Raw genomic sequence first — 26,487 nt, forward strand, 5'->3', positions numbered from 1 at the left:
GGGAGGGCCCCGCAGCGTGCGCGGCGGAAGAAGGGTCAGCCGGCGTCGAGCACCGGAGGGACCCCCGGGTCGCCGTCCCGCCAGACCATGTCGTCCTCCGTCAGCCAGGTCAGCCGCTCGTCGGACTCGTCGTCGTCGGCCCGCCCGCGCCCGCCGAGCACGCCCGCCCGGCCGCCGCCGGTGCCGTTCGCGCCCACCCGGCCCACGCCCGTGGCGGCCCGGTGCTCGGCCCCCGCCAGGCCACCCGCCGGCCGGGCCGCCACCGTCGCGCCCGTGCGGGCCGACCCGGCCAGGGAGCCGGTGCCGCCGCCGAGCACGCCGACCGGCGCCCCGGCGGGCGCGCCGAAGAGCAGCCCCGCCCCGGCCCCGGCCGACGCGGCGGCCGTCACGCCACCCGCCGTGCCCACCGGGCCAGCCGGCACGCCGCCGCCGAGCGGCGCAGCGCCGGCCAGGGACGTGCCGGTGTCGAGGTCGGTGCCGCCGGCCCCGGCCGTGCCGCCCGGCGACGCCGAGCCGCCGTCGCCCCCGCCCGGCGGCTGCGCGTCCGGCCCGTCCGACAGGCCGCCCGGGGCGTCCACCGTCGCGTGACCCGTGGTCGGGGTGCCGAAGCCGCCGCCCGGCGCGCTCCTCGGGGCGTGGGCCCCGGGACCGGCCGACGGCGTCGACGTGCTGGTGCTCGGGTCGTACGGCAGGTCGCCGTCCGGCGGCGGCGGGTCGACCAGCCGGCCGTACGCCGACAGGTCGTAGCCGGCCGCCAGCTCGGCGACCACCTGGACCATCCGCCGGTGCGCCTTCTCCTGCTCGGCCTTGTCCTGCTCGTGCCCGAGGAAGCCGCCGACGATCGCGCCCGGCAGGCCACCGGTGAGGCCGCCCGTGATCGCCCCGGAGACCGTCTTGTCGTGGTCGTCGGTCTCGGCCGGGCTCTCCGCCTGCTTCTGCGCGGCGCGCAGGTCGGTGGCCATCAGCGTCAGCCCCTGCCGCACGTCGGCCATCCCCTCGGAGAGGGTCGTCGAGTAGTCGACGATCAGCGACACCCGCCGCTGGAACTCCCGGCCGGCGTCGCCCGTCCAGCCGTTGGCCAGCTTCTCCAGGTCGGCGCGCAGGTCGCGGGCGAGGTCGTCGAGGGTGCCCTTCATGGAGCTCCAGCTGCTGGCGAGACCGTCGATCTGCTCGGGGTCGCCGGCCCGCACGGCGTCGTAGAGCCGCTGGTGGCTGACGTTCTCGTAGCGCGCCGTGTATTCAGACACGAGGGTCGTCCCTCCCGTTCAGCGCGTCGTCGACCCCGGTGAGCGCGGCGGCGATGTCGGCGGCGTTGGCCGCGTTGCGCGCCTCCGTGGTGCGGTAGTTGGTCAGGATCGTGCCGGTCGCGCTCTGCGCCGCCCGCACCGCGTCGCGCAGCCGCCCGACCCGCTGCGCGTAGCTCGTCTGCAGGGCCGAGTAGCGGCGGGCGTTGCTGGTCGCGTCGGCGAACGTGCCCAGATCCGGCGGCCGGCACTGCAACTCGGTGGTGAGCTTCCTGAGCACGGCCTCGGCCTCGGTGAGCCGCGCGGCCAACCGTCGCTGGAAGTCCTCCAGGGACAGTACGTCGACTGTCGTGCGCCCGGTCATGGCATTCCCCGTACGTCGTCGATAACCGTTGGCGAGGATCAGGTTAGTGGACGGCGACCAGACCGGGCGACCCGTGACGACGCCCCACGGCAGCGGCTGCGTGCCCGTGCGGCAGCGCCGACGTGCCCGGCAGCAGCGGCTACGTGCCCGGGGCGAAGTAGGCGAGCGCGTCCTGACGTTCCAGGGCGGGACCCGTCGGGATGAGGGCCAGCAGCGACGCGGGCACCGCCAGCGGCTGCACCCCGCCGTAGCCGAGGGCGGTCAGCGCGTCGCCCGACCGGGTGCCCAGCGGGTGGCGTACCCCCTGGGCGGTGACCAGGTAGACCGTCGAGCCCGGCGCGGCCGCGCCGCCCTCCCCGGCGCCCGGCGCGGCCTGGACCAGCACGCCCCTGCCGCCCGGCAGCAGCACCTGCTCGGCGGTGCGGACCGCGTCGCGGGCCCCCTGCCGGACCGGGGTCGCGGCCGGGCCGGTCAGCTCGGTCGGCACCCGGTCGAAGACCTCCAGGGTGGTGGTGGGCGGCGCGTCGGCCGCCGACCTGCGGTAGGTGGCGCAGAGCACCGTCCGGCCCGCCTGCACCGGGTGCAGCGTCGGCAGGGTGCGCGGCGTGCCCTCCGGCTCCACCCGCTGCCGGGTCAGCAGCCGGCCGGCCTCGTCCGGGGTGATGTCGGTGATCCGGCCGCCGTCGCGCAACAACAGCAGGGCGCTGACCTCGCCGATCGACGCCAGCCCCTCCCGGGTCAGCACGTAGTGCTGGCCGGCGGCCCGGAACACGTCGCCGACCCGGGCCGGCCCGTCGCCCACGCTCTGCCGGCCGGTCTCGCCGTCGCCGGGCAGCTGCGGCTCGCGGAGCACCGGCCCTGCCGGCACGGCGTTGAGCAGCTGCTCGCCGACCGTGAGCGTGGTGGCCCCGGCCATCCGCAGCGCGGCGGTCGCCGGGTCCCCGCCGGCGATCCGCAGCCGGGCGTCGCCGGTGAGCAGATAGCGCCGGCCGTCCACGGTGGCCAGCACCGCGCGGTCGCCCAGCGGCGTGCCGCCGGCGAGCGGCCGGTCGATCACCACGTGCGTGGTCGACCGGTCGGGAGCGGCCGGGTCCGGCACGTCGCAGACCGACCAGGGCAGACCGACCAGCGCCTTGCGGTCGGGCAGCGCGTCCGGCGCGCCGACGATCCCGATGGTGCGCCCGCGCGGCCGGTCCGCGATGGACGCCCGTGACATGGTCCGCACCGTCGGGTCCGCCTCGTCGAGGACGAGCCGGGCCGAGGTGTAGTTCAGGGTCGGGTGCAGCAGGCCGTCCACGTAGACGTACGTCGCGCCGGTCTCCCGCTCGATCACCAGCGTGTTCGCCTCCAGCGGCGCGGCGTTGCCGGTGAGCTGGCCGTACGCGCCGACGCCGCCGAGCACCACCGCCGCGGCGACCACGCTGCCGACCACGGCCAGCCCGAGCCGCCGCATCGGCAGGTTCGTCGTCTCGGGGTCGCCGGAGAGCAGCGCGGAGACGATCCGGCGGGTGACGAAGCGGTACGCCTGCACCTGGTCGCGGCGGGTCCGCATGAGCTACCTCCGGCGGCGGGTCGGGCCGCGACGATCGAGCCCGACGACGGGGTGGGCCGTGGCGATCAGGTCCGAGCGCCGCCACGGGCTTCCCTACGATAAGGGGCCGCCGGCCGGTCACCGGGGCCACCGCCCGTCCGGGGGTGGGGCCACCGTCCGGCGGGACCGGGGCCGCCGTCCACGCGGGGCGGGGGTCGCCGCCCGCCGGGCCGGCCGCCAGGAGAGCCGCTGTCGAGAAGGGACGCCACCGATGACGCAGGTCCAGGCGCCACCCGGTCGTACGGCCGCCGGCCCGGCCGATCCGCCCGCCCGGCCCGCCCCGCCCGACCGCGCGGTGGTCCCCGCCGACCGGCGCAGTCGGGGCCGGCTCGGCCCGGTCGTCGTCGGCCAGCTCGTCGTGGCGGAGCTGGCCGCGCTGGCCGGCTACGCCGCGCTCGGCGGACCCCCGTGGCTGGTCGGCGTCGTCGGGGTCGTCGCGGTGGCGGCCGTCGCCGCCGCCTTCGCCCGCCGGGGCGGCCGCTGGTGGTACGAGGACCTGCTGCTGCGCCGCCGGCTGCGGCTGCGCCGGGAGGAGGCGCGGGCGGCGGCGGGCGGCGACACGGGCGAGGCCCGGCTGGCCGTCGTCGCCCCCGAGCTGACCATGATCGAGCTGACCGAGCGCGGCACCCGCCTCGGCGTCGGCCAGGACGTCCGGGGCTGGTTCGCCGCCGTGGCGCTGGACCCGCCCCCGGGCGCTCCCGCCGGCTCGGTCGACGCGACGGTGGTGGACCGGGCGCTGGCCGTGCTCACCGAGTTCACCGCGCCGGTGTCGCTGGCCCAGGTCGTCTCGCACACCCTCGTCTGGTATCCGGCGCCGGGCGCGCCCCCGGCCGCCCACCGCACCGTCTGGGTGGCCGTACGGCTGTCCGTGCGCGACGCCCGCACCGAGGCGGTGACCCGGGGCGGCGGGACGCTCGGCGTGCACCGCACCGTCGCCGCGGCGGTCGGCCGGCTCGGCAAGGCGCTGCACGCCGCCGGCCTGGGCCACCGGGTCCTGGGCCGGGACGAGCTGCGCGCCGCGCTGGTCTCCGGGGCCGGCCTGGACCTGACGCCCGAGCCGCAGGCGGAGACCTGGACCGGGCTGCGCGGCGGCGGCTGGACCCAGCGCTGCCTGGCCCTGCGCGCCCGCGCCGGCGCCACCTGGGGGCCGCTGGTGGACGCCGTCACCGCCACCTCCGCGCCGTCGCACACGTTCGCGGCCGTGGTCCGCCCCGGCGACCGGCCCGGCCCGCCGCTGCTGCGCGTCGCCGCCCCGGCCGACCACGTCGAGGCGCTGGTCAAGGTGGTCCGGGACGTCGCCCGCCGGGCGGGCGCCCCGGCCCGGCCCCTCGACGGCGAGCACGGCCCCGCCGCCTGGGCCGCCGCCCCGACGGCCCGCCGCGTCGTCGACCACCGACCCGACTGAGCCCCCCGCAGGGGCGGTCAGGGGCGGAGGTTGACGATCCAGCCGTAGAGGCCGCAGACCCAGACCGCCAGGGGCACCAGGGAGATGATCAGCAGGACCTCGACGATGTCCAGCAGCCGTCCCCAGACCGGCGAGATCCGCTTGCCCGCCACGGTCAGCCCGTAGATCAGGCTGACCACGGCCGCCACCACCAGCCCGCCGAGGACCACGCCGAGCCGGACGGCCGCCCCGCCCGCGGCGAACGTGGCCGCCGCCGTGAGGCCCAGCCCGAGGCCCCCGGCCAGCAGCACCGGAACGCGCTGGGCGCGCCCGAGGAACGGCCGGGCGCGCAGCAGCGACAGCAGGGCCAGCACCAGGCAGAGCAGCACCGCCGGCAGCCGGCCGTCGAGGGCGAGCACGAACTCCCCGCCCAGCACCAGCAGGGCGACCGTCCACAGCAGACCGGTGAGGAACTCGTCGGCCCGCTCGCTGCGCCGCAGCACGCTGCGGCCGTCGATGGTCTCCGTGTCGGTCTTGAGGTCGTCCGGGCCGGTCGGGATGGACGGCACGGGCAGCCGGGCCAGCCGGTACGCCGCCATCGGCAGGGCCGGCAGGGTGGCGAACGCGACCGTGGCGACCACCGCGGCGGCGGCCGGCGCGCCCACCGAGAACGCCAGGCTCACCACCGCGCCGAAGCCGACCGCCCCGCCGACGGCGACCGCGCCGAAGAACAGCGGCAGCCGGTCGCCGACGGCCAGCGCGGCGACCGCGCCGAACACCACCACGGCGGTCGCGGCGAGCAGCACGTCCGGGGCGGCCAGCTCGCCCAGGCCCCGGTCGCCGGCCAGCACCAGCAGGCCGCCGACGGCGGCGTACCCGAGGCCGACCAGGGCCAGCACCGCGCCGGTGCGGCTGTCGCCGGCCGCCCGGGACAGCACGGCCGCGCCGACCAGCAGGGCGACCGCCATCAGCAGGGCGGCGATCGCCCCGGGGAGCTGCGGCGGGCCCGCGAACAGCGCCGCCAGCGCGCCGGCCGACAGCGCCGCCGCCGCGAACAGCACCGCGAACGACCGGGTCGTGCTCACCTGCCAGCTGCCGGGGCGCTGGTTCGTCGCGGTGGCCACCGCGTCCACCACGTCGTCGAAGACGATCTCCGGGGCCGCCGCCGCGCGGGGGTTGAAGTAGAGCACCTCGCCGTCGCGGACGCCGAGCTGCGCGGCCGTACGTCCACCGTCGAGCGGCTGCCCGCCGAGCCGGGCGAGGCTCCAGCCGCCGTGCCGCACCCCCTCGTCGGCGAGGTCCTCACCGGCGTACCGCAGCAGGGTCGGCAGCAGGTCCGCCAGCGGCACGTCGGCGGGGAGGGCGAGGTCCATCCTGGTCCGGGGCGCCACGATGGTGACCCGGCTCAGGCCGCCGGTCGCCGTCCTCGTCGCCACTGTGGCCTCCTCGCGTTCGCCTGCGCTCCACCCGCCCGGGCCGCCGCCGAAGTGGGTCCCCGACGCCCACGGGAGATTACCTACGATGGCCCCCACGTACGATGCCCACCCGACGGCCCGCGCCCGGTCGTCGCGCCACCCCGGCCGCACGTCACGCCGCGCCGGCCGGCGTCCGGGCCGCTTCTGGGGGAGGAGAACGCCGTGAGCACCGTCGTGTTCCGTCGGCTTCCGCGTCAACCGGGGCCGGCCCTGCCGCGCGGCGAGGTGCTGCTGGAGTCCCCGCCGGAGCTGCCCGAGCCGACCCCCCGGGGCATGGGCCAGCTGCTGATGATCCTGCCGATGGTCTGCGGCGTCGGCGCGATGGCGTTCCTCTACGCCGGCCGGGGCGGCGGCATGATGACGTACGTCGCGGGTGGGCTCTTCGGGGTCTCCATGCTCGGCATGGCGATCGGCTCGCTGAGCAACGGCGGCAACGACAAGGCCGAGCTGAACGCCGAGCGCCGCGACTACATGCGCTACCTGGCCCAGATGCGCAAGCGCACCCGGCGCGCGGCCGAGCAGCAGCGGGCCGCCATGACCTGGCGGCACCCGGAGCCCGACGCGCTCTGGTCGATCGCCGCGTCCCGCCGGCTGTGGGAACGCCGGGTCACCGAGGACGACTTCGGCGAGGCGCGGATCGCCATCGGCCCGCAGCGGCTGGCGGTGGAGATCGTGCCGCCGGAGACGAAGCCGGTGGAGGACCTGGAGCCGATGAGCGCGATCGCGCTGCGCCGGTTCGTCCGCGCCCACTCCACGGTGCCGGACCTGCCCACCGCGCTGTCGGTGCGGGCGTTCTCCCGGGTGGTGTTGCGCGGCGAGCGGGAGCCGGTGCTCGACCTGGCCCGGGCCACGATCGGCCAGCTCGCCACCTTCCACGCCCCGGACGACCTGGTCGTCGTCGTGGTCGCCGCCGACGACCGGCAGCCGGCCTGGGACTGGGTGAAGTGGCTGCCGCACGCCCAGCACCCCGGCCGCACCGACGCCGCCGGGGCCCGCCGCCTCGTCTTCGCCACCCTCGCCGAGGCCGAGGAGTCCCTCGCCGACGAGCTGGCCGGCCGGGCCCGGTTCAGCCCGGACGCCAAGCCGCTGACCACCGCGCCGCATCTGGTGGTGGTCATCGACGGCGGCGAGGTCGCCGCCACCTGCCAGCTCACCGGGCCGAGCCTGCTCGGCACCACCGTCGTCGACCTCTCCGGGGCCGTCCCCCGCGACGCCGGCCGCTGGCTGCTCTGCCTCGACGTCGGCGACGGCAGCGCCGTCGACCTGGTCCGGGGCGCGACCACCACCCGGCTGGGCCGCCCCGACCGGCTCACCTTCGCCGCGGCCGAGGGACTGGCCCGGCAACTCGCCCCCTACCGCCTCTCCCAGCAGCAGGCCGGCGCGGAGGAGCCGCTGGCCCGCAGCACCGAGCTGCCGGACCTGCTCGGCGTCGGCGACGCCGCCACCGTCGACGTGCGGCAGACGTGGCGACCGCGCAGCCACCGCGACCGGCTGCGCATCCCGCTCGGCGTCGGCCCCGACGGCAACGTCGTCGAGCTGGACTTCAAGGAGTCCGCGCACGAGGGCATGGGCCCGCACGGCCTGGTCATCGGCGCGACCGGCTCCGGCAAGAGCGAACTGCTGCGTACGGTGGTCGCCGCCCTCGCCGTCACCCACTCCTCGGAGGAGCTGAACTTCGTCCTGGTCGACTTCAAGGGCGGCGCGACGTTCGCCTCCCTGGACGCGCTGCCGCACACCAGCGCGGTGATCACCAACCTCTCCGACGAGCTGCCGCTGGTCGACCGGATGCGCGACGCCCTGGCCGGCGAGATGAACCGCCGCCAGGAGGTGCTGCGGGCCGCCGGCAACTACGTCTCCCGTTACGAGTACGAGAAGGCACGGGCCGCCGGCGAGGCGCTGGAGCCGATGCCGAGCCTGCTCATCATCTGCGACGAGTTCAGCGAGCTGCTCGCCGCGAAGCCCGACTTCATCGACCTGTTCGTGATGATCGGCCGGCTGGGCCGGTCGCTGGGCGTGCACCTGTTGCTCGCCTCGCAGCGGCTGGAGGAGGGCAAGCTGCGCGGCCTCGACACGCACCTGTCGTACCGGATCGGCCTGCGCACCTTCTCGGCGGTGGAGAGCCGGATCGTGCTCGGCGTGCCCGACGCGTACGAGCTGCCCAGCGCCCCCGGCCACGGCTACCTCAAGACCGACACCGCCACCATGCTGCGGTTCCGCGCCGCGTACGTGTCCGGCCCGTACCGGGCCCCGGGGGAGCAGGCGCGCTCGGCGCAGGCGCTGGTGCGCCGCCGCATCGTGCCGTACGGCACGGAGTTCCTGCCGGTGCCCGCCCCGGACCTGACGGCGGAGCCGGTGGCCGAGCCGGAGCAGCCGGCCGAGGGCAAGGCCGTGGCCATGCTCGACGTGCTGATCGGTCGGCTCGCCGGCCAGGGTCGCCCCGCCCACCAGGTGTGGCTGCCGCCGCTGTCGGAGCCGCCGAGCCTTGCGGACCTGCTCGGCCAGCTCGCCGTCGACCCGACGTACGGCCTGACCACCGCCGGCTGGGCGGGCCGGGGCCGGCTCACCGTCCCGGTCGGGGTGGTCGACCGCCCGTACGAGCAGCGGCGCGACCCGATGATGGTGGAGCTGGCCGGCGCGGGCGGCAACGTGGTGATCGTCGGCGCGTCGCTGTCCGGCAAGAGCACCCTGCTGCGGTCGCTGCTCGCCTCGCTGGCGCTCACCCACACCCCGCGCGAGGCGCAGTTCTTCTGCCTCGACTTCGGCGGCGGGGCGCTGCGCAGCCTGGAGGGGCTGCCGCACACGGCGGGGGTGGCCGGCCGGCGGGACACCGAGGCGGTCCGCCGCACGGTCGCCGAGGTGGTCGGGATCATCGACGAGCGGGAGCAGCGGTTCGCCCAGCACGGCATCGACTCGGTGGCGGCGTACCGGCGTCGCCGGGCGGCCGGCGAGTTCGCCGACGACCCGTTCGGCGACGTGTTCCTCGTGGTGGACGGCTGGAACACGCTGCGCCAGGAGTACGAGGAGCTGGAGCAGACGATCACCAACCTGGCCAACCGGGGGCTGGGCTTCGGCATCCACGTGGTGATCACGGCGGTGCGCTGGGCGGAGATCCGGATCAACCTGCGTGACCTGCTCGGCACGAAGCTGGAGCTGCGGCTCGGCGACGCGGCCGAGTCGGAGATCGACCGACGGGCCGCGCAGAACGTGCCGGAGAAGACCCCCGGTCGCGGCCTGACCCGCGACAAGCTGCACTTCCTGGCGGCGGTATCGCGGATCGACGGCCGCCGCGACGTCGACGACCTGACGGAGGCGTCGGTCGCCCTGGCCGGGCACGTGGCGCGGGCGTGGCCGGGCGCCCCCGCCCCGAAGGTACGGCTGCTGCCGCGCCGGCTGCCCCTGGCCGAGCTGGCCCGGGTGGCCGACCGGTCGGCGCCGGGCCTGCCGATCGGGGTGAACGAGTCGGCGCTCGCCCCGGTCCACCTGGACCTGGCCAGCGAGCCGCACCTCACGGTGTTCGGCGACGCCGAGTGCGGCAAGACCAACCTGCTGCGGGTGATCGCCCGGGGGATCGTCGAGCGCTACACCCCGGCCCAGGCCCGCCTGGTCATCGCCGACTACCGGCGCGGCCTGCTCGGCGCGGTCGAGGGCGAGCACCTGCTCGACTACGCCCCGTCCAACCAGGTCTTCGCCCAGGGGCTCGCGTCGATCCGCAGCGCCCTGTCCAACCGGCTGCCCGGCCCGGACGTCACCACCGCCCAGCTCCGCGACCGGAGCTGGTGGAAGGGGCCGGACCTCTACATCCTGGTGGACGACTACGACCTGGTCGCCTCCGGCGGCAGCAACCCGCTCAGCGCCCTGCACGAGCTGCTGCCGCAGGCCCGCGACATCGGCCTGCACCTGATCGTCACCCGCCGCGTCGGCGGGGTGGCGCGGGCGCTGTACGAGCCGGTGCTGCAACGCCTGCGCGAGCTGGACTCGCCCGGCCTGCTGATGTCCGGCGCCCGGGAGGAAGGGCCGGTCTTCGGCACGCTGCGCCCGAGCCCGCAGCCGCCGGGCCGGGGCACGCTGGTGCGGCGGCGCGACGGCCAGCAGCTCATCCAGACGGCCTGGTCCGATCCGGCCTAGCCGCGTTCCGTCGGGGCCGGGGACGGACGCGGGGTGACCCGGTCCGGTAGCGTCGGGCCGATCGTCGATCGTGCAGAAGGGACCGTGGTGAGCACCTCGGGGGGATACGGGGGCGGCGGCGCCGTCGAGAACATGTTGCGTCAGGCGCAGGAGCAGCAGCGCCGGTTGGCCGAGTTGCAGCGGCGGCGCGCCGAGCTGCGGGTGCCGGGGGAGAGCCCGGACGGCCTGGTCCGGGTCACGGTCGACGGCGAGATGAAGATCGGCGACATCGAGATCAACGCGCGGGCGATGCGGCTGGACAGCTTCTCCCTCGCGGAGTCGCTCCAGGCCGCGATCGACGCGGCGTACGCGGCCTACGGCGAGCACCAGCAGGAACTGCTCACCGAGATGCTCGGCGGCTCCGAGCTGGTCAGGAAGGCCCAGGACGGCACCCTGACCCCCCAGGACTGGTTCCGCCGGTTCGGGGTGGACCTGGACGACCCGTTCCGCGGCCTGCGCCGCTGAGCCCGGCAGGGGGACACGATGGCGAACAAGGTCGACGTCGACGCGATCCGCAAGGCGGGCCAGAAGCTCGACGCCCCGGACGGTCCGATCCAGTACCTGCGCAACGTGCAGTCGCTGCTGGAGAGCGTGAGGCTGCCGGAAGGGTCGCTGACCCTCTTCGGTGGCGCGACCGTCGACGCGCACAACGCCTCGGTCGACGGCCACCTGGAAAACGTGAAGACGGGCATCGAGCACCTGCACCGGGCGGCCGAGCAGCTCGAACAGACCGCCAAGAACTGGGAGAAGTCGGATCAGCCCTGGGTGGTCAAGTGACCGGCCGGGAGCGCGACGGGGGGCAGCACCGATGACGGAGATCCTGATCGCCAACGCGTCCGGCGCGGTGACCGGCACGCACACGGTCGCCGCGACGACGGCACCGGTGCGAGGGCTGCTCCCGGCGGCCCGGGCCAACTGGGTGTGGCTTGTGGGGGCGAGCCTCCTCGCGATGGGCATCGCCTACCTGGAGACGTTCGACAACGACGAGGTCAACAAGTCCATCAAGGAGTGGGGCGACGCCGCCCGGCTGCTCGGCGCGGACCAGTTCGGCGCGGCCCTCGGGCAGGTGCCGCCGTCCGACGAGGAGTGGGACTTCGACGACCGGGACGCGTTCGAGCTCTTCCTCCGGAAGCTGGGTGCGGAAATCAACTCGCTGGCCGAGGCGTTCAACGCCAACAAGGAGAGCCTCACCGCCGCCCGGGACGCCTTCAACGACGCGGTCAACGCGCTGGTCGAGGCGCTCATTCCGGTCCTGGTCGCGGTGATCGCGTCGGTCGCCCTCCAGGCGTTCCCGGCGACCGCGCCCATCGCCGAGGCGATCGGGATCACCGGGCTGACCGTGAGCGTGGCGATCCTCGCCCTGGTCTTCGGGGACATCAGCGCGTTGTTCACCAGCGTGATGGCGGGGTTCCAGCACAACAACCGGTTCGCCTTCGTGTCGGACTCCCGCCCCGGCTGGGCGGCCACCGGCACCGACCCCGACATCAAGGACATCAAGATCGACTGGGTCAAGGATTCCAAGTTCTACCAGTGAGAGGCGGCGACATGGTGGCGCTCTTCGTGTTCTCCCTGCTCACCATCCCGGTCTTCCTCGTGCTGGGGCTGGTCGCCCAGATCTGGCGGGTGACCTGGGCCAAGCGGGGCAGCGAGGTGGCGGTCCTCGCGGGCGTCGCCGCGCTGCTGCCGGTGGTGTTCGAGCGGGCCTTCGAGAAGCCGGTGCTCTGGCCCGGCGTGGTGCTGCTGGCCGTACTGCTGGTGTTTGGCGTGGTGATGCACGTGCGGTCCTACCGCAAGCCCTCCTGACCCGGATGCGGCCCGGGTCCGATCGGGACGGTCCACGCGAGGGCGCCCCTGCACCGGTGACACCGCGGCAGGGCTGCGCGGGTTGGACGGGGTCGGTTACGGTGCATCCTGAATGTCCGTCGGTGGGGTTGGTCGCCTCGCCACGGGGGAGGGGCGCGGCAGAGTTCCGCCGCCACAACGATGACGGAAGGGTGTGAAGCATGGCGTTCGAGGTCGACGCATCGACTCTGCATACCGCGGCGAATGACGTGCGGTCCACGCGCGGCGATGTCGACGGTGAGCTCAAGAAGCTGTGGAACGTGGTCGACGACCTGGCGATGGCCTGGAAGGGGCAGGCGTCCTCGGGCTTCCAGCAGCTCATGCTGCGCTGGAACGAGGACACGGCCAAGCTGCTGACCGCGATGGACAACATCGCCGACCTGCTCGACAAGTCCGGCACGACCCACCAGGTCAACGACGAGGAGCAGCAGCAGATGCTGGACAAGTTCCACGCTGCGCTGAACCCGTGACCGGCAGCCAGGCGTAGGGGAGGAAATCATGAGCATCAAGGTCGACTACGCGGTTCTCGAGAGCAGCAACCAGCAGATGACCGCCATCTCGCGGACCATCGACGAGAAGCTCGACACGCTGCGGTCCATGCTGAGCAAGCTGCACTGGGAGGGCGAGGACCGCACCGCCTACGAGCAGCACCAGGCGCAGTGGGACGCCGCCGTCCGGGACATCAACAAGATCCTGAACGACATCGGCGGCGCGGTCGGCATCGCCCGCGAGAACTACGTCACCACGGAGATGAGCAACTCCAAGGTGTGGAACAGCTGAGCTGACGCGGGAACGGCTCCGGTCCGGCTCGACCGGACCGGAGCCGTTCTGCGTGAGGGCCGACGAGAGCCGGGGGGAACGATGCACACGGGGGGACACCGCCGACCGCTGCTGCGGTCCGCCGCCGCCACGCTGGCGCTGGTCACCCTCGCCGGTGGCGGCCTGCTCACCGCGCCCGCCCCGGCGCGCGCCGCCGACACGGTGCGCGGCCTCCAGTGGCACCTCGACTCGTTGCGCATTCCCGAGGCGCACAAGCTGTCCCGGGGCAGGGGCGTCACGGTCGCGGTGATCGACGGTGGGGTCTACGCCGCCCACCCCGACCTGCGCGGTCAGGTCCTGAAGGGCACCTCGCTGTCCAGCGCGGTACGGGCCGACGGCCACGCCGACCCGGATCGCGAGCATGGCCACGGCACCGCGATGGCCGGCATCATCGCCGGCCGGGGCGGCGGGCCCATGCGCCTGCTCGGCATCGCCCCGGAGGCGAGGATCCTGCCGGTCGCGCTGGGCCAGCCCCGCGAATACGACATCGCGGGTGGCATCCGCTGGGCGGCCGACGCCGGAGCCGACGTGATCAACCTGTCCGTCGGCACCCCCGGCGACGATCCGCAGGTCACCGAGGCCGTCCGGTACGCGCTCGGCAAGGGCGCGGTGCTGGTGGCCGCCGCCGGCAACCGCAGCACCAACCAGGCCGTGCCGACTCCGGCCAACGTGCCCGGCGTGCTCGCGGTCGGGGGCACCGCGAAGAACGGCTCGCGGTGGAGCGGGTCGGTCACCGGCCCGGAGCTGGGGCTCGCCGCGCCCGGTGAGCGGATCATCAGCTCGGTGCCGCCGCCGGTGTCGCCGAATGGGTACGGCGTGGGCGACGGGACCAGCGACGCGGCGGCGATCGTCTCCGGGGTCGCCGCGTTGGTGCGGTCCCGCTATCCCCGGCTCGACGCCGCGAACGTGGTCAACCGGCTGATCCGCACCGCGCGCGACCGGGGCGCACCCGGCCGCGACCCGGAGTACGGCTTCGGCGGCGTCGACGTGCTGGCCGCGCTGACCGCCACCGTGCCCGAGGTGGACGGCAATCCGCTGCTGACCGGCGCTTCCCCGAAGCCGGGCGACCCCGACGCCGACTCCCCGGCCGACGACTCCGACGACGGTCGGCCGGCGGTCTCCGTCGGCCTGGCGGACAACGCCCCGATCCAGCTCGCGCTCTGCCTGCTGGCGGTGCTCCTGGCCGGCGCGGTGATCGTGGTGCTGGTCGTGGTCAACCGCCGGGCGGCCCGCCGCCGGGTCCCGTCCGGCCCGCCGGGCCCACAGCCGCAGAGCCCGCCGGGCGCGTATCCGCACAACCCGCCGGGCCCGCACGGGTACGCCCCGCCGCCCGGCCCGCACCCGCACGGGCCGCCGCCGGGCCCGGCCGGCGGGTACCCGCACGACCCGGCGGGCCCGCCGGGCCCGCAGCCGCGCTGACACCGACACCTGAGATACGGGGCCAGGGGAGGGCACCATGAGCGACGAACGGAACGACCCGGACCGGGTGGAGGTCGACCTGCCCGTGCCGTTGCCGATCAACCCGCTGTACCCGGGGATGGGCGACATCCGGGGGATCAGCTTCGACCGGACCGGCGTGGACCAGGCCGAGACGCCGAGCGGGTTGGTCGCCGGCAAGGGCGAGAAGGGCGTCCAGACGGAGTGGGACGCCGGCAACCTCGACTCGGCCATCACCTGGCTGGAGACGCACGCCAGCTACCTCCACCGGCTCTCCTACGACATGGCCGACATCTCCGAGAAGCTCGGCGGCGGCCAGGCCGTCGCCGGCAAGGGGCCGCTCGGCGGCTTCCCGTACGCCCTCCAGCTCGCCCAGCGGCACCAGCAGGTCTACACCGGCACGGAGGGCGGGCTGCGCACCCTCTCGGAGAACCTCTACTCGGCGGCCGAGGCGCTGCGCACGGTCAAGCGCAACTACGAGACCGCCGAGGGGGCCAACGAGATGACCGCGCAGGAGATGCAGCAGGCCTTCACCGACGCCGCCCGCGGCGGCAGCTAGATCGACGGGAGCGGAGCATGGGGGACAAGAGCTGGGAGGACATGGCCCGGGAGGTCCTCGTCGAGGGCCGCCCGGCCGACGTGCAGAGCGCCGCGCTGGGCTGGCAGGAGCTGATCAAGAACGTCGATCAGGTCCGGGAGAGCCTGGAGAAGAACGTCAAGGACCTGGGCGCGGTCTGGAAGGGCCCGGCGTACGAGTCGTTCAAGACGCACATCGAGGGGCTCGCCAAGAACGCCAAGTCGATCGTCGACGACATCGACAACCCGGGGCGGGGCAAGGTCAGCATCGTGACCACCCTGGAGACGGCCGCCCGCCAGCTGGAGGACGCCCAGAACAAGATGCCGATCCCGGCGGCCTGTGTCGGTGACGTCCTGGCCGCCCGCAACGGCGAGATCACCCTCGGGGTCGGGCTCTTCGAGACCCGGGTCACGGCGGAGGTCATGGGCAGCTGGCCGGCCGAGCAGCTCGGCAAGGTGGGCGACTGGGTGACCGGCTGGTTCTCCGACCAGGAGGGCGACGCCCGCAAGGTCTACGACGAGGTCAACGGCAACTTCAAGGACCGCACCATGGAGGCGCCGGGCACGGTGACCTCCAACAACCTGGGGACCGGCCCGACGGAGGTGCCGAACCTCGGCGGCGGCCCGGGCGGCGGGGGTGCCGGCGGGGTCCCCTCGGTGGGCGGCATGCCCTCCACCGGCGGCGTCGGCGGCGCGTCCCCGACGGGCCTCGGCAAGCTGCCGGACGTCGGCGACGGTAAGCCCGACTTCGGGTCGACGACCCACCCGGACCTCACCCCGGTCACCGACCTCCCCGACACCGGGTCCGTGGATCCGGGCGGGCTGGACGACGGCTACGGGACCGGCCTGGCCGGTGCCGGCGCGCCGACCACCACCGGCCTCGGCCCGGGCGGGCTGGGCGGCGGCAGCGGCGCGGGCCTGTCCGGTGGCGGCGCGGGCGGCGGCATCCCCGGCGGCGGCGCGCTCGGCAAGACGGTCAGCCCCGGGCTGCCGCCGATGCTCGGCGGCGGTGCCGCCGGCGCGGGCCGGGGCGCCGGCAGGGGCGCGGGCGGCCGGCTCGGCGCGGGCAAGCCGGGCATGGGCGGCATGATGGCCCCCGGCATGGGCGGCGGTGCCGCCGGTGCCCGGGGCGCGGGCGGCCGGGCTGCCGGTGCCGGTCGGCCGGGTGGCGCGACGGCGGGCCGGGGCGGCGTGGCCGGCGCGGGCGGCGGGGCCGGCTACGCCGAGGAGGAGCAGGTGCGCAACACCTGGCTGGAGGAGGACGAGGACGTCTGGGGCGCGGGCGGCGACACCACCCCCGGCATCCTGCGCTGACTGTGAGGCTGGCCGGTCGCCGTCACCGGCCCGGGGCGGGCCCGACCGTGGTCATCCCCGGGCGGAGGTGGGGCGGCGGTCCGGCCGAGGTCATCCCCCGGCCGGGGTGGGGCGGCGGCCCGGCCGCCAGCCCCGGCGCCGTCCCCGGGCCAGGATCGGCCTGGCGGCCAGCAGCACGCCGGCCAGCACCGCGCCGGCCGCCGCCACCCAGACCGCCACGGCCCGCTGCCAGCCCAGCGGGTCCCGCGGCGGGGCGGGCGCGGCCAACGCCCCGGGCGGCGGGTCGCTGCGCGTGCCGAGCACGCTCGTCACCGCCCGGTACGGGTTCACCACCCCGTAGCCGACCTCGGCGTTGTGCCCGTCCGGGGGGTTGTCCGCCGTGCGGGTGAGCCGGTAGGCCACCCCGTCCGGCGTGAGGTCGGGATGCGCGGCGCGGACCAGCGCGGCCACCCCCGAGACGTACGCGGCGGCGAAGCTCGTGCCGCCCTGCGGCTCGGCGAGGTACCCCTGTCCCCGGGGCGCGGGGCCGACGATGTCCAGCCCCGGGGCGGCGATGTCCACGTAGTCGCCGCTGACCGAGCTGCCCACGTGGCCGCCCTGCGCGTCGACGCCGGCCACGGCGATGACCCCGGGATACGCCGCCGGGTACGCCGGCAGGTCCTGCTGCTGCTCCTGGCGGTTGCCGGCGGCGGCCACCACGACGACGCCCTTGGCGAGGGCGTACTCGACGGCGGCGGCCAGCTCGGGCCGGGGCAGGGTGACCAGGGACAGGTTGATCACGTCGGCGCCCTGGTCGACGGCCCAGCGGATGGCGAGGCCGATCTGCGCCGGCAGGCCCTCGTCGTTGGTGCGCCGGGTGTCCGGCAGCACGCGTACGGGCAGGATCCGGGCGGCCGGCGCGACGCCGGTGAACGGCGAGCCGGTGCCCTCCCGGCCGGCGATGATGCCGGCGACGATCGTGCCGTGCCCGGCCGCGTCGCACTGACCCTCGTTGGGGGGCAGCGCGTTGAAGTCCCGGCCGGGTCGCACCTGGCCCCGCAGCAGCGGGTGGGTGGCCGACACGCCGGAGTCGACGACCGCCACGGTGACGCCCTCGCCCCGGGTGACCGGCCAGGCCGCGCCCGGGTCGAGCCGGGTCAGCGCCCAGGGCGCCGCGGTGGGCGCGGTGCTGCCGGTCGGCCCGCAGCTGGGGGCGGCCGACGCCGGGGCGGGCGGCACGACGGCGGTGGCGAGCAGGGCCGCCAGCGCGGGCAGCGCGGCCCGCCGCAGCCCGGCCCGCCCGGTCACCCGGCGTCCCCTTCGGCCCGGTCCGGGGCGTGCCCACCCGGGGCGCTCCGTCCGGTCTGGTCCGGGGCGTCCCGTTCGGGCTGGTCGGTGGTGAAGAGGGCGAGGAGGTCGCCGACCTGGCGGTCCGCCTCGGCCGGGTGGCGGAAGTGGCCGCTGGGGTTGACCGTGTATTCGTTGCGCCGGCCGACCCGGGTCCGCCGCAGGTAGCCGCCGGCCTCCAGGTCGGCCACGATCGCCTGCGCCGCGCGCTCGGTCACGCCCACCTCGTCCGCGACGTCGCGCAGCCTGGCGGTCGGGTTGCGGGCGATGGCGAGCAGGACGTGGCCGTGGTTGGTGAGGAACGTCCAGTTCCGGGTGTTCCCGTTCCCGCCTGCTGTCGTCGCCATGTCGGACATGTTAGGGCTCGGCGACGACGCCCACGCCCCTGGGCCGACGCGGGCCGGAGCGCGGGCCTGCGCAACCCCTTCCCAAAGCAGGAAATGTGTATCACGTAACGCTTGACGTGCCTTTCGCTGCGTGTGACCGTGGGGGAACTGGTCGTGCGCGTGAATGACGAGGTGATGGGGCATGGAGCATTCCAGCATGTCGATGGCTCAGGCGGGCTCCGGGCAGCTAGACCCCCTCTCGTCCGTCGGGCGACCGGGCGAGCCGGGCGCTGCCTGCACCCCGGCCCGGGCCCTCGCCGAGCTGCACGCCGGCAACCACCGCTTCGTCAGCGGAACGCCGCGCCACCCCAACCAGGACGCCGACCACCGGGCGGCCGTCGCCGACGGGCAGCACCCGTTCGCGGTGATCGTCGGCTGCTCCGACTCCCGCCTCGCCGCCGAGATCATCTTCGACCGTGGCCTGGGGGACCTCTTCGTGGTCCGCACCGCCGGGCACACCGTCGGCCCCGAGGTGCTGGGCAGCGTCGAGTACGCCGTGACCGTGCTGGGCACCCCCCTGGTGGTGGTGCTCGGCCACGACTCCTGCGGGGCGGTGCAGGCGGCCAAGGCGGCGGCCGGCACCGGCAGCGAGCCCGCCGGCAACCTGCGGGCCGTGGTGGACGCCGTGGTGCCCAGCCTGCACCGGGCCGCCGAGCGGGGCGTCGAGGGCATCGACGAGATCATCGACATCCACATCGCGTGCACGGTCGAGGCGATGCTCGACCGGTCGCCCGTGCTGGCCGCCGAGGTCGACGCGGGCCGCTGCGCGGTCGTCGGGATGTCGTACCGGCTCAGTGCCGGCGGGGTGCGGACGGTGGCCGCCGTGCCGGCCGCCATGGCGGCGGACGCCACCCCGGCCCGCGCCGCCGCCTGACGCACCCCCGCCGCCCGGCGCTCACCCCGGCCCTGACGCGCACCGCCGCCCGAGACACGACGAGAGGGGCCGCCCCCACAGCGGGACGGCCCCTCTCGTCGTGCGCGGCGCGCCGCGTCAGAGCAGCGACATGTGCACGTGGTCCGTGTGGTTGGACGGCCCGCTGTAGGACTTCCAGCCGGTCGCCGGGAACCAGATCTGCCGGTTCCAGATGACGTAGTAGATGCCGAGCCGGTCGGCGTTGCGGATGAGGAACGCGGCGAGGTTGTTGCCGTACATCCGGGTGTCGTTGTTGTGCCAGGGGGAGAACCCGCTGTTCTGGAGCGACCAGTCGCAGGCCCGGCCCTTGGGGTGTTCCCACGGCCCGCCCGGCCGGTAGCAGCCCACGAACCGGTTGAAGCCGGCCCGCTTGGTCTCCTTGTAGGCGTGCAGGGTGCGGGGCGTGATGCAGCCGGAGGTGGTGGGGTCGTTCTCGCTGCACGACTCGGGCCGCCAGTCGCCGTCCGACGTCCGGCCCGGCCCGATCCTCGCGACCGGGGAGGTGGCGTTGACCAGGCCGCCGGTGAAGCCCTTGCCGCCGACCAGGGCGAGTGCCTTCTCGGCGTCGAACTTCTTCTTCGCCATGACCGACGCCTGCTTCTGCTGCTCGCGCACCTCGGCGTCGAGCGCGAGCTTGGCCTGCTCGGCGCGGTTCTTCGCCGCGCTGACCTCGGCCAGCTTGTTGGCGTTGACCATGTTCAGCTCGTCGAGGGCCGAGGCGCGCTTGACGAACGAGTCCGGTGTGTTGCTCTCCAGCAGCATCGCCATCGCGCCGACCCGGCCGGTCCGGTACGACTGCGCGGCCATCTCGCCGACCTGCGGCGCGAGCGCGTCCAGCTCCTCCTGGGCCTTGCGCACCTCGTCGGCGAGCTGGGCCTGGCGCTTCTTGGACTTCTCGAGCTTCGACTTCGCCTGGGCGTAGTCCCGGTTCGTCGCCTCGATGACGTCGGTGATGAGCTGGGGCTCGTCGTCCTCCTCGTGCCCCGAGGGTTGGGGGGCGGCGGCGGGCAGGGCGAGCGCCGGGGCGGCCGGCCCGGCGACGACCGCCAGGGCAGCGAGCACGGCCACCACGGGTGTCAACCAGCGGTGCAGGGGTGCCGTCACAATGTTCCCTTCCATCGACCGCCGACCGGGTTAGCTGACGGGTTCGGGGCGGAAGCGGCCCCTACCGCTCGCGCGGATTCACCCCGGGCACCTGGTTCCCCGGCTCGCCTTGCGGCGATTGGGCGGCGGCACCGCAGGCGCCGCTTCGCGCCTTCGGCGGTGACCGGCAGCGAGGTTACCCGAGAGCCCATGCGGGGAGCTACGTCCGGATGCCGACTAAAAGCGTCATTTCGTAATCGCCATCGGTAATCAGTGATGCGCTTCTCAGGGCGGATGCCGCCACCGGTCACGCTGTGAAGTGTCACCATGCGGTGTCCGTGCCTCCTTCTCGGTGCGGCCGTCCGGCCGGGGGGTGGGTGGGGGCGTGGTCGTCGGGGAACCCCTCGGCCGCCCGGCCGCCGCCGAGCGCCTCCAGCGCGAGATTGCGGTCCGCGGTCCGCCGCCCGCCCCCGGGGGTACGCGCCGCCGGCACGTCCCCGCCGTCCGCCGGGCCGGGCCGGGACGCGGCGGTGTGCCCCTCAGCGGTGTGCCCCTCAGCCGTGTGTCCCGCCGCCGTGCGCCCCGCTGCGGTGACCACGGCGGCCAGCCCGGTGGTGAGCGGCACGGCGGCGATCAGGCCCAGCGTGGCGACCGCGCTGCGGACGATCTCCTGGGCGAGGAACTCGCTGGTCAGGATCTCGGTCACGGGGCGGGAGTCGGCGGTGAGCAGGAGCAGCAGCGGCAGCGACGCGCCCGCGTACGCCAGCACGATCGTGTTGACCGTGGAGGCGATGTGCGCCCGGCCGACGCGGGTGGCCGCCCGGTAGAGCTGCAACCGGGACAGCCCCGGGTTGGCGTGCGCCAGCTCGGTGACCGTGGCCGCCTGGGTCACGGTGACGTCGTCGAGCACCCCGAGCGAACCGATGATGATGCCGGCCAGGAGCAGGCCGTGCAGGTCCACGTCGCCCCGGAACATCGACAGGGTGGTGGCGTCCTCGCTGCCGTACCCGGTGAGGTGGGTGGCCGCCGTGGCCAGGGTGCCCAGCAGGCCGGTGAGCACCAGGCTGCCCAGGGTGCCGAGGACGGCCACCGACGTCTGCGCGGTGACCCCGTGGGTGAGGTACAACACCACGAACATGATCAACGCGGAGCCGACGACGGCGATCGGCAGCGGCGACCCGCCCGCGCCGATGCCGGGCAGCACGAAGGTCAGCAGGATGGCGAAGGTGGCGGCGAGCCCGGCCAGGGCGGCCACCCCCCGCCAGCGGCCGAACGCGACGATCGCCAGCGCGAACACCACCGCCAGCCAGATCAGCGGGGCGCCGCGCTGGTGCTCGGCGATGTTGTAGGTGCTCGCCGCCGGGTCGGCCGGGTCGGTCAGCTTCACCAGCACGATCCGGTCGTCGACGGCTACGGTGGGCGCGCCGGGGCCGGTCGGGATCGGCGTCTCGACCTGCTGCCCGGCGTCGGGCCCCTGCTCCACCCGGACGGTCACCGTGCCGCACGGGCCGTCCGCGACGCCCGGCCCGCCGCCCTCCGGCGTCTCCGGCTGCGGCGGGCACTCCTCGGTGACCACCCGGGTCACCGTGCCGTGATAGCGGGGCACCGGCGAACCGCCGTCGACCTCGGGACCGCCGTCGCGGGGCCACAGGACGACCGCCGCGATCACGGTGAGCACGAAGAGGGGCACCACGGTCGCGACGAGGACCCGCCGCACCCCCGGTGGGGTGGGCGGAGCGGGTCGGTTGTGGTCGGCGCCCATCGACGATCTCCAAACGGTGTCAGCGCGGGATACGGCTCGGCGGCCCGGACGGTTCAGCGTCGCGGGCGATCGATCCGGGCCGGCTGCCCGGACGACCGCACCGGGCCGGCCGCCGGAGGACCTGCCCGTCCCGCGGGTCGCCCGAAGCCCCGCCCCACCGGCGGCCCGGTCTCCGCCCTGCGGACCGCCCGGAGCGGGATCCCACGTCCCATCGCCCGGAATCGTAGCCACCCTCACCTGCGAACGCAGGTCGGCCGACACCATGTCGGCGACATGGCGGTGTTCCGGCCGCCCTGATACCGCCATCTGGCCGACATCCTGCCGATTCGACGGCCGGCAGGGCATGTTGGAGACATGGCCCACGACGAGCACGCCGGACACGGCGGGCACGACAAGCACGCCGGGCACGACCCGGAGATGTTCCGCCGCCGGTTCTGGGTCTGCCTCGCGCTGACCCTGCCGATCGTCGTCACCAGCCACATGGTGATGGACTGGTTCGGCTACTCGCTGGAGTTTCCCGGCCGGGCCCTGGTCGGCCCGGTGCTCGGCTCGGCCGTCTTCTGGTGGGGCGGGTGGCCGTTCCTGGTCGGCGCGGTCCGGGAGCTGCGCGACCGGGCACCCGGGATGATGCTGCTCATCGCGATGGCGATCAGCGTGGCGTACGCCGCGTCGCTGGCCACCAGCGCCGGCGCGTTCGACCTGGACTTCTGGTGGGAGCTGGCGGCGCTGGTCACCATCATGCTGCTCGGGCACTGGCAGGAGATGAAGGCGATCGGCCAGGCCCGGGGCGCCCTCGCGGCGCTGGCCGCGCTGCTGCCCGACGACGCGGAGCGGGTCGGGCCCGACGGCGGCACCGAGCGGGTCCCCGTGGCCGCGCTGCACGTCGGCGACGTGCTGCTGGTCCGGCCCGGCGGTCGGGTGCCGGCCGACGGCCGGGTCGTCGACGGAGCCGCCGAGCTGGACGAATCCATGATCACGGGCGAGTCCCGCCCGGTCGCCCGGTCGGTCGGCGACCGGGTGGTGGCGGGCACGGTGGCCACGGACTCCGCGCTCCGGGTCGAGGTGCAGGCCACCGGCGAGGAGACCACCCTCGCCGGCATCCAGCGCATGGTCGCCGAGGCCCAGCGCTCCAGCGGCCGGGCCCAGGTGCTCGCGGACCGCTTCGCGGCCTGGCTGTTCTACGTCGCCACCGCCACCGCCGTGGTGACGGTCGTGGTCTGGTCCCTCCTCGGCGACACCGACGAGGCCGTCGTGCGGACCGTCACGGTGCTGGTCATCGCCTGCCCGCACGCGCTGGGGCTCGCGATCCCGCTGGTCATCGCGCTGTCTACGGCGGTGGCGGCGCGCTCCGGCATCCTGGTGAAGAACCGTCTCGCGCTGGAGCGGATGCGCACCGTCGACGCGGTGCTGTTCGACAAGACCGGCACCCTCACCCGGGGCGAGCACGCCGTGACCGGCGTCGCGGCCGTCGCGGGCACCGGCGAGGACGAGCTGCTGCGGCTGGCCGCCGGCGTCGAGGCGGACAGCGAGCACCCGCTGGCCCGCGCGATCGTCGCCGCCGCCGAACAGCGCGGCGGCCCCGCACCGGCCACCGGCTTCCGCGCCCTGCCGGGCCGTGGGGTGCGGGCCACGATCGACGGCACGGAGTACGCCGTGGGCGGGCCGGCCCTGCTGCGCGAGCTGGGCGTGGGCCTCCCCACCGAGCTGGAGCAGGCCGCCGCCGACTGGGCGGGGCGAGGGGCCGCCGTGCTGCACCTGGTCCGCCTTCCCGGCACGGTGCTCGGCGCGCTCGCCCTCGCCGACGAAGTACGCCCCGAGGCCCGCGAGGCGATCGCCGAGCTGCGTGCCCAGGGCATCCGGACCATCGCGATGATCACCGGGGACGCCCGGGCGGTGGCGGACGCGGTCGCCGCCGACCTCGGCTTCCGTGCCGGTGTGGACGAGGTCTTCGCGGAGGTGCTGCCGGCCGACAAGGACGGGAAGGTCACCGAGCTGCAACGACGTGGGCTGACGGTGGCGATGGTCGGCGACGGGGTCAACGACGCCCCGGCGCTGGCCCGCGCCGACGTGGGCATCGCCATCGGGGCCGGCACGGACGTGGCGATCGAGTCCGCCGGGGTGGTGCTCGCCTCGTCCGACCCGCGCGGGGTGGCGGCGGTGGCCCGGCTCTCCCGGGCGTCCTACCGCAAGATGGTGCAGAACCTGGCCTGGGCGGCCGGCTACAACGTGGTGGCCCTGCCGCTGGCCGCCGGGGTGCTGGCCTGGGCGGGGGTGGCGCTGAGCCCGGCGGTCGGGGCGATCCTGATGTCGGCGTCCACGATTGTGGTGGCGCTGAACGCCCAACTGCTCCGCCGGGTCCGCCTCACCCCCGGCTGATCGCGGTCGGGGCCGCGGCCCGGCTCGCGGTGCCGGGTCACATTCCGCGCCCGCGGTGCCGGGTCACATTCCGCGCCTGCGGTGCCGGGTCACATTCCGCGCCCGCATCCGCGAGGCGAGGTGAGTCGACCCCGGGCGAGGCTCTAGCGTGGTGGTGTGGGGACGACGGCGGTGACGGGCGGGCGGTGGGGTCGCCTCGCGCTGCTGCTCTGCACCCTGATCGGCCTCGCCGCCATGCACACCCTCGGCCACGGCGCACACTCCGGCGGCACCCACGCCGGCCACGACGGGGCAACACCGCGCGACGGCCACCCGGCCCCAGCGACGCTCGCCGACGGCGCGGCTGTCCCCGTGGCGCTCGCCGACGGCACGGGCGGTCCCGTGGCACTCGTCGGCGGCACGGGCGGTCCCGTGGCGCTTGCCGGCGGCATGGGCGGCTCCGTGGCGCCCGCTGTCCCCGTGGTGCTTGCCGGCGGCGCGGATGCGCTCTGGGCGTTCGCCGGTGGAATGGCCGTCCCCGTCGGCGGCATGGTCGCCGCCGTCACCCTGGGTGGCCGCGCCGGCTGTCCGGCTGGTGGGTGTGCGCCCGCCCGGCTGCTGCCGGACGGTGGTCGCGCCGACGGGCCGTCCGGTTGGAGCGTCTGCCTGGCGGTGCTCGGCGCGCTCGGGGTGGCCCTGCTCGTCGCCGTGCTCCTGCTGACCCGTGCCCGGGCACCCGGCCCGCCCGGCTGGCAGGCCGGTGGCGTGTCCGCCGGGCCGCGCGCCCCGCCATCCCGCCCGCTCGGCCTTCGGCTGGCCGAGGTCTCGGTGTCGCGTACGTAGGACGCCCCGGCGCGGTGCCCGGCTCTGCCGGTGACCCGTGTCTCCGTCCTGCCCTCGTACGTGACCGAGACCGAAGGATTCGCCATGACCACTCGTACGACCGCGCGCCGCGCCGCCCTTGCCGGCGTGGCCCTGACCGCCGTCCTCGGCCTGGCCGCCTGCGGCTCCGCCGACCACGGCTCGCCCAGCCACGACCAGCCGGCCGCCGGCACCACCGCTGCCGGTGCCAGCGCCGCCGGGACTCCGACGCGCGGGCCGGCCGCGTTCGGCGACGCCGACGTGATGTTCGCCCAGATGATGATCCCGCACCACCGGCAGGCCGTGGAGATGGCCGAGCTGGCCGAGACCCGCGCCGCGGACCCGGAGGTCAAGCGGCTCGCCGCCGCGATCAAGGCCGCCCAGGCACCGGAGATCGCCACCATGACCGGCTGGCTGACGGGGTGGGGCCGGCCGGTCCCGTCGCCTGCCCCGGGGCACGGGCACGGCATGCCGGAGATGGGCCACGAGATGCCGGGGATGATGTCCGAGGCGGACATGACGAAGCTGGCCGGCGCGCGCGGCGTCGGCTTCGACCGGCAGTTCCTGACCATGATGATCGCCCACCACGAGGGCGCGATCACCATGGCGAGGGAGGAGTTGGCCGCGGGGGCGAACCCCGAGGCCAAGGCGCTGGCCCAGCAGATCGCCACCAGCCAGCAGGGCGAGATCGACCAGATGAGGAAGATCGTCGGCCGGCTCTGACGGCCGGATCGGACGGCGGGGCCGCGCCACGCGTCATGCCGGCGAGGTGGGGGTGTCCGCAGCTCGGGATGCCCCCATGTCGCCGACATGAAGTCGATCAAGCGCCTGTCGGCGCGCGGGGCGAGCCGCGAGCGGCGCGGGGCGAGTCGCGAGCCGACAGGCGCGAGTCGCCCCGCGCGGGCGGCGTCAGTGGGCCGGGCGGGCGTCAGCCGCGTTTCATGAGGCGGCCGACGGCGGCCATCATCTCGGTGGCCATCTCGTCGGCCCGGCCCTCGACGGCGCCCTCGTGCAGGCAGTGCCGAGCGTGCCCGTCGAGCAGGCCGAGGGCGACCTTGTCCAGGGCCGCCTGGATCGCGGAGATCTGGGTGAGCACGTCGATGCAGTAGCGGTCCTCGTCGACCATCTTCTCGATGCCGCGGACCTGACCCTCCACGCGGCGGAGCCGCGCGAGCAACTGGTCCTTGCTGGCGGTGTACCCCCGGGTCGGGGCGGGCATGGGTCCGGTCATGCGACCGAGATTAGCATACCCCTCGGGGGTATGGTACGGTTCCCTGCGTCGGATACCCCCACCCGGTATTCCTGGCGTTCCTGAGACGGTGGTCCGCCTCGCGTTTACCCCCCGGGGGTAACGTGAGGTGCAGCGGAAGGAGAGAGCGATGGTCAGCACGACGTACGAGGTGCGGGGGATGAGCTGCGGGCACTGCGCCGGCTCGGTCGTCACCGAGGTCGGCGCGATCGACGGCGTCACCAACGTCAAGGTGGACCTGGAGGGCGGCCGGGTCACCGTCACCAGCGACAACCCGCTGGACACCGAAACCGTGCGCGCCGCCGTCGACGAGGCCGGATACACCCTCGTCGACGCGTGACG

The 26,487-nt window shown here is 75.3% G+C and carries 25 protein-coding genes and 1 riboswitch; of the genes, 16 read left to right on the plus strand and 9 right to left on the minus strand.

From position 1 onward, the window contains the following. Positions 1-35: 35 nt before the first annotated feature. The 3 genes from TK50_RS04470 to eccB all read right to left on the minus strand — a co-directional run bounded on the left by TK50_RS04470 (position 36) and on the right by eccB (position 3,160). The gene (locus tag TK50_RS04470) at positions 36-1,247 is read right to left on the minus strand and encodes a WXG100 family type VII secretion target (protein ID WP_043961600.1); all 1,212 of its coding nucleotides are present in this window, start codon (positions 1,245-1,247) and stop codon (positions 36-38) included. Next, positions 1,240-1,608 carry a hypothetical protein gene (locus TK50_RS04475; RefSeq protein ID WP_043961601.1) on the minus strand — a complete coding sequence of 123 codons (369 nt, stop codon included), beginning with the start codon at positions 1,606-1,608 and terminating at the stop codon, positions 1,240-1,242. Before TK50_RS04475 ends, TK50_RS04470 begins: the two co-directional genes overlap by 8 nt. A gap of 139 nt (positions 1,609-1,747) precedes the next feature. Next, on the minus strand, positions 1,748-3,160 hold the full coding sequence (gene eccB / locus TK50_RS04480; protein ID WP_043961602.1) for a type VII secretion protein EccB: 1,413 nt from the start codon (positions 3,158-3,160) through the stop codon (positions 1,748-1,750). A 250-nt stretch (positions 3,161-3,410) separates the two neighbouring features. On the opposite strand from eccB, the gene TK50_RS04485 reads away from it, so the two are divergent. After that, positions 3,411-4,604 (plus strand): type VII secretion protein EccE, encoded by a 1,194-nt coding sequence (locus TK50_RS04485; RefSeq protein WP_043961603.1) that lies wholly within the window; start codon positions 3,411-3,413, stop codon positions 4,602-4,604. A 17-nt stretch (positions 4,605-4,621) separates the two neighbouring features. Here the strand turns inward: TK50_RS04485 and eccD are convergent, their stop codons facing one another. Next, positions 4,622-6,019: a type VII secretion integral membrane protein EccD gene (eccD, locus tag TK50_RS04490; RefSeq protein ID WP_043961604.1), complete on the minus strand. Its 1,398-nt coding sequence runs from the start codon at positions 6,017-6,019 to the stop codon at positions 4,622-4,624. A gap of 201 nt (positions 6,020-6,220) precedes the next feature. On the opposite strand from eccD, the gene TK50_RS04495 reads away from it, so the two are divergent. The 10 genes from TK50_RS04495 (at position 6,221) to TK50_RS34085 (ending at position 16,210) form a co-directional block, all read left to right on the plus strand. Next, positions 6,221-10,183 carry a type VII secretion protein EccC gene (locus TK50_RS04495; protein ID WP_043961606.1) on the plus strand — a complete coding sequence of 1,321 codons (3,963 nt, stop codon included), beginning with the start codon at positions 6,221-6,223 and terminating at the stop codon, positions 10,181-10,183. Positions 10,184-10,267: 84 nt separating this feature from the next. Then, complete coding sequence (locus tag TK50_RS04500; RefSeq protein ID WP_229406532.1) at positions 10,268-10,687, plus strand: YbaB/EbfC family nucleoid-associated protein; 420 nt, start codon at positions 10,268-10,270, stop codon at positions 10,685-10,687. An 18-nt stretch (positions 10,688-10,705) separates the two neighbouring features. Further along, entirely contained in the window at positions 10,706-10,999 is a 294-nt protein-coding gene (locus TK50_RS04505; RefSeq protein WP_043961607.1) for a hypothetical protein, read from the plus strand. A 31-nt stretch (positions 11,000-11,030) separates the two neighbouring features. Continuing rightward, positions 11,031-11,756 carry a hypothetical protein gene (locus TK50_RS04510; RefSeq protein WP_043961608.1) on the plus strand — a complete coding sequence of 242 codons (726 nt, stop codon included), beginning with the start codon at positions 11,031-11,033 and terminating at the stop codon, positions 11,754-11,756. Between the two features lie 11 nt (positions 11,757-11,767). Beyond that, the gene (locus TK50_RS04515; RefSeq protein ID WP_043961609.1) at positions 11,768-12,025 is read left to right on the plus strand and encodes a hypothetical protein; all 258 of its coding nucleotides are present in this window, start codon (positions 11,768-11,770) and stop codon (positions 12,023-12,025) included. Positions 12,026-12,225: 200 nt separating this feature from the next. Further along, the gene (locus TK50_RS04520; protein ID WP_043961610.1) at positions 12,226-12,534 is read left to right on the plus strand and encodes a WXG100 family type VII secretion target; all 309 of its coding nucleotides are present in this window, start codon (positions 12,226-12,228) and stop codon (positions 12,532-12,534) included. Positions 12,535-12,562: 28 nt separating this feature from the next. Continuing rightward, positions 12,563-12,844: a WXG100 family type VII secretion target gene (locus TK50_RS04525; protein ID WP_043961611.1), complete on the plus strand. Its 282-nt coding sequence runs from the start codon at positions 12,563-12,565 to the stop codon at positions 12,842-12,844. Positions 12,845-12,925: 81 nt separating this feature from the next. After that, entirely contained in the window at positions 12,926-14,302 is a 1,377-nt protein-coding gene (mycP, locus tag TK50_RS04530) for a type VII secretion-associated serine protease mycosin (RefSeq protein ID WP_052503602.1), read from the plus strand. Positions 14,303-14,339: 37 nt separating this feature from the next. Continuing rightward, the gene (locus tag TK50_RS04535) at positions 14,340-14,879 is read left to right on the plus strand and encodes a hypothetical protein (protein ID WP_043961612.1); all 540 of its coding nucleotides are present in this window, start codon (positions 14,340-14,342) and stop codon (positions 14,877-14,879) included. A gap of 17 nt (positions 14,880-14,896) precedes the next feature. Beyond that, positions 14,897-16,210, plus strand: coding sequence for a WXG100 family type VII secretion target (locus TK50_RS34085; protein WP_052503603.1), 1,314 nt, complete (start codon positions 14,897-14,899; stop codon positions 16,208-16,210). Between the two features lie 90 nt (positions 16,211-16,300). On the opposite strand, the gene mycP (TK50_RS04545) is transcribed toward TK50_RS34085, so the two are convergent. Next, complete coding sequence (gene mycP / locus TK50_RS04545; protein ID WP_241773917.1) at positions 16,301-17,497, minus strand: type VII secretion-associated serine protease mycosin; 1,197 nt, start codon at positions 17,495-17,497, stop codon at positions 16,301-16,303. After that, complete coding sequence (locus TK50_RS04550; RefSeq protein WP_387163778.1) at positions 17,494-17,892, minus strand: helix-turn-helix transcriptional regulator; 399 nt, start codon at positions 17,890-17,892, stop codon at positions 17,494-17,496. The genes mycP (TK50_RS04545) and TK50_RS04550 overlap by 4 nt, the downstream gene beginning before the upstream one ends. Positions 17,893-18,085: 193 nt before the next feature. Between TK50_RS04550 and TK50_RS04555 the strand changes: the two genes are divergently transcribed. After that, entirely contained in the window at positions 18,086-18,796 is a 711-nt protein-coding gene (locus tag TK50_RS04555; protein ID WP_082106368.1) for a carbonic anhydrase, read from the plus strand. 117 nt (positions 18,797-18,913) lie between these two features. Here the strand turns inward: TK50_RS04555 and TK50_RS04560 are convergent, their stop codons facing one another. Together TK50_RS04560 and TK50_RS04565 are read right to left on the minus strand one after the other, a co-directional pair. Beyond that, positions 18,914-19,939: a coiled-coil domain-containing protein gene (locus TK50_RS04560; RefSeq protein WP_043961613.1), complete on the minus strand. Its 1,026-nt coding sequence runs from the start codon at positions 19,937-19,939 to the stop codon at positions 18,914-18,916. A 4-nt stretch (positions 19,940-19,943) separates the two neighbouring features. Continuing rightward, positions 19,944-20,074: riboswitch (cyclic di-AMP (ydaO/yuaA leader) on the minus strand. A 166-nt stretch (positions 20,075-20,240) separates the two neighbouring features. After that, on the minus strand, positions 20,241-21,680 hold the full coding sequence (locus TK50_RS04565) for a YibE/F family protein (protein WP_043961614.1): 1,440 nt from the start codon (positions 21,678-21,680) through the stop codon (positions 20,241-20,243). Positions 21,681-22,034: 354 nt separating this feature from the next. On the opposite strand from TK50_RS04565, the gene TK50_RS04570 reads away from it, so the two are divergent. The 3 genes from TK50_RS04570 to TK50_RS04580 all read left to right on the plus strand — a co-directional run bounded on the left by TK50_RS04570 (position 22,035) and on the right by TK50_RS04580 (position 25,619). Continuing rightward, a complete protein-coding gene (locus TK50_RS04570) occupies positions 22,035-24,056 on the plus strand; it encodes a heavy metal translocating P-type ATPase (protein ID WP_043961615.1) in 2,022 nt (673 codons plus the stop codon). Positions 24,057-24,212: 156 nt separating this feature from the next. Further along, the gene (locus TK50_RS04575; protein ID WP_144420157.1) at positions 24,213-24,878 is read left to right on the plus strand and encodes a hypothetical protein; all 666 of its coding nucleotides are present in this window, start codon (positions 24,213-24,215) and stop codon (positions 24,876-24,878) included. A gap of 84 nt (positions 24,879-24,962) precedes the next feature. Further along, positions 24,963-25,619, plus strand: a complete 657-nt coding sequence (locus TK50_RS04580; RefSeq protein WP_043961617.1) for a DUF305 domain-containing protein — start codon at positions 24,963-24,965, stop codon at positions 25,617-25,619. 205 nt (positions 25,620-25,824) lie between these two features. Here TK50_RS04580 and TK50_RS04585 read toward each other — a convergent pair whose 3' ends face one another. Next, the gene (locus TK50_RS04585; RefSeq protein WP_043961618.1) at positions 25,825-26,127 is read right to left on the minus strand and encodes a metal-sensitive transcriptional regulator; all 303 of its coding nucleotides are present in this window, start codon (positions 26,125-26,127) and stop codon (positions 25,825-25,827) included. A gap of 148 nt (positions 26,128-26,275) precedes the next feature. On the opposite strand from TK50_RS04585, the gene TK50_RS04590 reads away from it, so the two are divergent. Continuing rightward, positions 26,276-26,485 (plus strand): heavy-metal-associated domain-containing protein, encoded by a 210-nt coding sequence (locus TK50_RS04590; protein ID WP_043961619.1) that lies wholly within the window; start codon positions 26,276-26,278, stop codon positions 26,483-26,485. Positions 26,486-26,487: the final 2 nt, after the last annotated feature.

Origin of the sequence: Micromonospora haikouensis, from assembly GCF_000876225.1 — a bacterium.
Taxonomy (GTDB): domain Bacteria; phylum Actinomycetota; class Actinomycetes; order Mycobacteriales; family Micromonosporaceae; genus Micromonospora; species Micromonospora haikouensis.